General features: G+C 45.0%; 6 protein-coding genes. 1 reads left to right on the plus strand and 5 read right to left on the minus strand.

Features of this window, described 5'->3' with window-relative positions; translation table 11 throughout:
- From P8O70_22025 to P8O70_22045, 5 genes are all read right to left on the minus strand, one after another.
- A partial coding sequence (locus P8O70_22025) for an ABC transporter permease (GenBank protein ID MDG2199520.1) occupies positions 1-682 on the minus strand: 682 nt, incomplete at its 3' end.
- A gap of 148 nt (positions 683-830) precedes the next feature.
- Positions 831-1,652, minus strand: a complete 822-nt coding sequence (locus P8O70_22030) for an ABC transporter permease (GenBank protein ID MDG2199521.1) — start codon at positions 1,650-1,652, stop codon at positions 831-833.
- A gap of 69 nt (positions 1,653-1,721) precedes the next feature.
- Positions 1,722-2,741 carry an extracellular solute-binding protein gene (locus tag P8O70_22035; protein ID MDG2199522.1) on the minus strand — a complete coding sequence of 340 codons (1,020 nt, stop codon included), beginning with the start codon at positions 2,739-2,741 and terminating at the stop codon, positions 1,722-1,724.
- 319 nt (positions 2,742-3,060) lie between these two features.
- Positions 3,061-3,954, minus strand: coding sequence for a sugar phosphate isomerase/epimerase (locus P8O70_22040; GenBank protein ID MDG2199523.1), 894 nt, complete (start codon positions 3,952-3,954; stop codon positions 3,061-3,063).
- Positions 3,951-5,042: a Gfo/Idh/MocA family oxidoreductase gene (locus P8O70_22045; GenBank protein ID MDG2199524.1), complete on the minus strand. Its 1,092-nt coding sequence runs from the start codon at positions 5,040-5,042 to the stop codon at positions 3,951-3,953. The genes P8O70_22040 and P8O70_22045 overlap by 4 nt, the downstream gene beginning before the upstream one ends.
- 409 nt (positions 5,043-5,451) lie before the next feature.
- Between P8O70_22045 and P8O70_22050 the strand changes: the two genes are divergently transcribed.
- Positions 5,452-6,636: ABC transporter substrate-binding protein (locus tag P8O70_22050; GenBank protein ID MDG2199525.1), on the plus strand; the 1,185-nt coding region annotated here is incomplete at its 3' end.

Raw genomic sequence — 6,636 nt, forward strand, 5'->3', positions numbered from 1 at the left:
GGTCGTAAGTGGTTTCCATATAGGCCAGCATATCAATTGGCAGTGTTCGTACCCCTGGGCCGGAAAGAAACAATGAAACAGGTACCTGATTAAAGCTGGTAACGAATCCTAAAATAAAAGCTGCTAAGACTCCTCCGCGAATATTGGGCAGCACTACTTTGATGAAAGCTCCTAATCGTGTGCAGCCCAGCAATATGGCAGCTTCCTCCATGTCGCTTCGCAAATTCTCCAAACTAGCTGTTACAACTCGTACCGCATAAGGAATTACCAGCGCAGTGTGAGCCATGAAGAGCGCCAGTGAGACCGTGAAATCAAGTGGAATCACAAGGTAACGCAACAGTCCAAGTCCAACAATGATCCCAGGAACGATGATTGGGGCTGCGACGATCGTTTTGACCGTCTCCGCAAAAGGGAGACGATAGCGACTCAGGGCGTAGGCTGCCGGAACGCCGAGCACCAAGGCCGTCAGTGTTCCAAATATAGCAAGGAACATGGAGAGAGCAAAACTCTCACGAAAACTCTCGACTTTGAAGACTGCCCAATACCATTTGAGCGAGAGTCCCTCCGGTGGAAAAGCCAAATTTTCTCCAGCCGATAAACCTGCTGCGATAATGATAAAAAATGGCCCGATCAGGAAAGTGAGAGCCAGTCCAATAATCAAAAACGATGTCCACTTCCCCATCAGGATCTTCTGCCAAGAAGACTGTTCTGGATATCTTTCCCAAGTGCGAAGATTTCAGGTGAAATTTTTGATCTCATACTTTCAAAAACAAGAGTTAGCAGGGTCATTGTTTGCCCAACTAGGATAGTCATACAGTTGATTTCATGAACTACGTTCGAGCGGTCGCAATCCGTTTGAAAAGAAGATTGGAGCCAAAACTCATTGTAATCAAGATCGTGGCAATGATTCCTGCAGACACAAAATCATTGGCAACATTGACTCTTTGATACAGCAGTGTCTCCAGCATCAAGACCTTTGCTCCCCCAAGTATCGCAGGGGTGATGTAAGCGGTGAGAGAACCCGTAAAAACCAGTGTTCCTCCGATGACCAGCCCTTCCTTAGTCAGTGGAAGGATGACCTTCAGAAAGACCTGCAGCCAGTTGGCTCCCAAAACTCGGGCAGCAGCAACCGCGTCATTTGGTAAATTTTCCATGGCGGAGATCAGGGAAATGATCATCAGTGGCATGAAGAGCTGAAGTAATCCCAGGAAGACCGCTGTCTCTGTAAATAACAACCGAATCGGTGTGTCACTGAGTCCCAACCCGACGATGGCATCGTTGACAATGCCCGTACGTCCCAAAATGACGATCCAGGCATAGGTTCGTGCGACAGGGGAGATCATCAGGGGCAAGACCACTAGCCCAAAGATTCGTCCACGATGTTTGGGAGGAAGATGGAAGATGGAGAATGCTGTCGCATATCCGATAACAGCGCTGACCCCCGCAACGAGAAAGCCTAGTTTGAGAGTTCGGAAAAAGACCATCTGATTCAGGGGCTTGCTGATAAAGTCCGCATAGCCTTGCAGCGACCAAGTGTCATCGACCTTGAAGCCTTCTGAAAGGAGGACGAGGACAGGCAACAAGAAAAGTGTTGCTGTGAAAAGTACTGCAGGGAGGGCCAGCACCAAGCCCTCTAGACGGTTTTGAAACACGGTGGGAGTGTTGAGAAGGAGGATCCTGGAGTAATCACTCCGAGATCTCAGTCAGGTTTGATCAACTATCTACTTAATGACCTTGGTGTTCCAACGCTCAACCCAGCCTTCACGATTGTCGATGATGTCGGCAGGGCTGATGATGTTTAGAGAATCGATGAGCTCCGCACCATAAGTCAGGCCCTCAGCAACTTCATCTGATACCTTGACTTTCTTATTTGCGGGGCTGTCGATCTTGGCGTTGGCAATGCGGGTCTGGGACTCCACGGAGAGCCAGTAATCCATGAATTGATAAGCCAATTCTTCATTGCCGTTGCCTTTGGTCATGATCATCACATTCATTCCCCCAGTTTGGCCCTCTTTGGGGTTTGCCCAAACGAAAGGTAGTGGACTATTAGAAAATCTACTCCAAGCAAAACGCCCAACGGGAGCTGCAATGACTTCTTCCTGGTTCATCAACTGCGCGAGTTGTGAAGAACGGACATAAAAGGTGACGATGTCATCAGCCTGGGCACCAATGTTGTCGATCGTTTCTTCAAAGCCGTAACCTTGGTGGCCAAGGGCCTTTGATAGCATGAAAAGAGTGAGAGGTCCCTGGGTGCCGGTGATGTTTGGAAGAGCCACTCTGCCGGCAAGTTCAGGGGATAGGAGATCCTTCCAGCTGTTGATTTGAACCAAGTCAGACCGATAGACAATGGAACTGGCATAGAAGGTGTAGCCGACGGCCCAATTTTCACCAAGCGGATTCTTGGCCGCCTCGTACAGATCATTGTAGTTGGAGAGCTTGGAGACATCAAGATTCTGGAGAAGTCCTTTACGAGCCAAGGCCAGTGCGTCATGAGATGAAATCACAGCCATATCAATCACGGGATTGGCCGCATTGGCTTCGATTTTCGCCATCCGCTCGACGCTGTTGCCGGTTTCGATCACCAGTTCGCAGTCACAAATCTCCTCAAACGGATCATAGAGAGTTTTTTTGTAGGCATCTTGAGCAAAAGAATAGACAGAGATGGTCAATTTTTTATCTGCTGCGACGGCTGACTGCACGGTGAGAATCGCACCAATTACTGCAAAAATGAGATATTTCATTTAGCTCTCCTTGAGATGTTGCCTGGACTGAAAATCGCCCTGAATGAATAGTACAGGAGGCTCCCTCACCTCCAGTAATCACAAGATGCGGTAGTTCACACCGGTATTTCCTCCAACTTTGGAGAATTTGGAGGTGCAGTACACAAGAAAATCAGTATTGGTCAAGGGAATTTTTAAAGAGGGAGATAGAGAATGGGGATTTAGTTTATTTTGCCAAGTCAATGGATCTGAGCTTTCAGCAATATGCTGATGGAGTACTTTTCAATGACTATTTTGATGGCTTCAGTCGAAAATAAGCTTCAAGACATCCGATGAAAAATTACACCAAATCAATCTGCTTCAAGAAATTCAGGTTTCTTTTAGCAGAAGTGAAAGCTTGATCGGTTGTTGCTCTTGGCATGTCCTGTTCGATCACTCCAATACCTTCGAAGTTGATGGTTTCAAGAACAGTCTTCAGTTCTCGAAAATCAATAATTCCATCTTCCAAGTCACACATCACATCCAGATCAAATGCCTGGTCTGAATCAAGGTTTTCCTCAAGAACTCGTTTTTTGATTTGTCCATCAACATTTTTGAAGTGCAGGTAAGCAATACGCTCATGGTACTTAAGCAGAAAATCCAGTGCAGAGCGGTCGCCTGCTTCAGGACTTCCATTGGAATAAGCGTGATGGCCGGTATCAAAACATAGATCGATCCCGGTTGCCTCCATCAAATTTTGGATCTCATTTTCATATTCATAAAGAGATTTGATATGCGGATGAAAAACTGTTTTGATTCCGTGTTCTTGGAAGGTGAATGTGGCCATCTCACGAATAATCTGAAAATATTTGTTTGATTGTGATGGAGTCAAATCTGATTTTTTTTCACCTAATCTCCCAACATCCGATTCATCCATTGTCACAAGATATTTAGCATTCATCTGAACCAGCAGCGTACACAACGAATTTAACTCTTCCCGAATACTCTCTAAATTACTGATTTGATTGAAGGCATAGCAAGCTGTTCCCGCACAAACTGACAAGGACCTCTTCTCAAGTTCGGTTGATAACTCCTGATAGTTTGCTGGTAGATAGCCTATGGGTCCTAGTTCAAGAGCTTGATACCCAGCGGAAGCAGCCTGATCCAAAAAAGTGTTCCAAGGTGTGCCTGATGGAGTTCCATCAGGATACCAAACTCCCCAAGAACAAGGGGCAGTAGCGATAGTTACTTTCATACTGATTCCGATTTCTTTAAGGTTTCGATGATTTTCTGGAATAGTTCCAAGTCTTCAAGCGAGTCCTGTAAACTTGTTTTTGGCTTACGACTGGAGGCAATGCAGTCGTAAAACTCACAGATTTCATTGACGAAAGGATCCTTGTAATCAGGACCATAGATGGTGGTCTGAGCGTTCCCCTCAGCATAAACAGAAAGTTCTAGTGTGGAAGATTGATGGCGCACATAGGGAGTCTCATAATTTATTTTAAGTCGCCGATCTCTCTGATAGATCTCGATGGTTGCGTCAAATTGAACGATTTCCTGGTTGTTCACTAACTCATAGGTTGCAAGAAATCCGTCGTATTCTAGGACGATGACCAGTAGCTCTCCTTGATGAGATGCTGCTGCTGCCTTGACCCTAATTGGGGATCCGAATAGCTCACGGACAGCAGAAAAACTATGACAACCAAGGCCGGTTAACATTTGATAAGCGGTCCTGTGTTCTGCAGTTTTTTCTGGGCCGAGAGCGCTATCAAGTTGTTGGTTGCGCTTCTTCTTGGATGCTTCGATTAAATCCGAGGGGATATCAGCAGGTGAAAAGATCGGTCTTGTTTGACTCACAAAAAATGGGCCTTCACAAATAATGTCTCGGAATCTGAGATATTCAGTTTTCTTAGGGCTCACTCGCATCAGTTCCTTAGCCTTGAGGAACGATCCAGCGTAGCGACGCATGTAGCCAACCATTGTAATTTGATTTGGAAAACCCTGTTCTAAATGAACCAGTTCTTTTAGTTGCTGGATATTCAGGGTAGCTGGTTTCTCAACGAAGACATGTTTTCCAGATTTGATGGACCCCTGTACAAATTCAAAGTGATGTTGATCTGGAGACAGCACAAATACAGCATCAATCTCAGGATCCTTTATGATACCAGATGGAGAAAGATAACTATCTGAAATGTTGTACTTATTTTTAATAAATTCATTCAAAGATGGTGAGATGTCCGAAATAGCTTTGATCCGATACCTGTCGTTTAGATCAGAAAGGATGGGCAAGTGAACAAGCTGGGCAACTTCGCCTAAACCAATAATACCCACGTTGATTTTCATTTAAGCCCTCATAATTCAAATAAAAAACTTTCGAAACAATTTGGTATTTTTTTCACCCTGGCTTTGGTCCAAACAGAATTTAAAGATTAATCTTTTTTATTGCAGGAGGAAATAGTTTAGAAAACGATTAATCTTAAAATATTCCCTTGACCATTTTCTATATCGCTTTAGCACAGGGGGTAGATTTTCAGAGACCTCAGTCAAGCATTATAGAAGTTTATCTATTTCAGTCAGTCAATTAGAAATCGAGTCATTGAATCAAGATTATTATTATCCTTTAAGGTTTTCATCAAATTAAATTTGCCTCAATTTTCTAAATCAACCATTTTTTTCAGGGGGCCAAATGTAAACAATTCTATCTGCTCACCCAGAATCAGTTCTATTTTGAAATTAATCAGTAGAGGAAGTCATGAAAAAAAGTCTCTTTAACAGGTTTTTCAGATTCTCCACTCTAACGGGTGTACTCGCATTCACAGCGCTGTCAAATTCTGCTCAAGCACAAAGTTGCTCAAGCTACAATGAAGCACCGATGCTAGCAAGTGCGGCAGCATCCGGAGCACTCCCAGCGGTTGGAGACCGGATTCCCGAAGAGCCACTAGTTCTGGAGGTTGCAGAGCAAATTGGGGTTTATGGTGGCACAATGGTTGATACCACTGGTGGGAATCGTTTAGCGGAATTCCGTCATTTTGGATATGAACCTCTCGTGCGTTGGACAGTAGATGGAAGCGAAATTGTACCTAACGTCGCCAAGAGTTGGCAGATTTCTGATGACGCGACAACGTACACCTTCCAACTGCGAAAGGGGATGAAATGGTCTGACGGCGAGGAATTTACAGCTGATGATATTGTGTTTTGGTGGACGTACGTTGAGTCCAACAAGGACATACAATCCAAGCCGCGTGGCTACATGGTCGTCAAGGGCGAGCAAGCAACAGTAAAGGCATTGGACAAACATACTGTGCAATTTTCGTGGTCTAATCCAAATGGCTTGTTATTGGAAAACCTAGCCTCTCCCTACGGAGTTCGGGTTGTACAATTTGCTGAGCATTACCATCGTCAATTCATCAAGGGCTTGAATTCAGATGGGGTCGCTAAACTCATGGCTGCTGATGGTTCTACAGACTACACACAGTGGTGGAATGCTACTGTCGGTAGCTACGGCAAGCAGTCAGAATACAACCATCCGGCTCGCCCTTCTGTACATGGATGGATTCCCAAAGAACCCTTCCTCGGAAAAGAGCAATTCAAGTTCGAAAGAAATCCATACTATTTCAAGGTGGATAAAGCCTGTAACCAACTGCCATACATTGATTATCGTCAATGGGTCCTTGCTGCGGATACTGAAATCCAGTTAGCAAAGTCGCTGACTGGTGAGGTTGATATTAGCCGAGTCAATATCTCCACGCCTGCGAATCGAAGTGTCTTCTTTGAAAACATGGAGCAGGGAGACTACCGTTTTGTAGCCGCAGACTCAGCCGATATGAACGTGGCTAATTTTCAGTTCCCTGAAAATCATCCTGATACCTTCAGGGCTTCTGTTTATCGGGACAAGAACTTCCGCATCGGGTTGTCCCACGCAATTGACCGAGAAGAG

The sequence above is a fragment of the SAR324 cluster bacterium genome, assembly GCA_029245725.1.
GTDB lineage: Bacteria > SAR324 > SAR324 > SAR324 > NAC60-12 > JCVI-SCAAA005.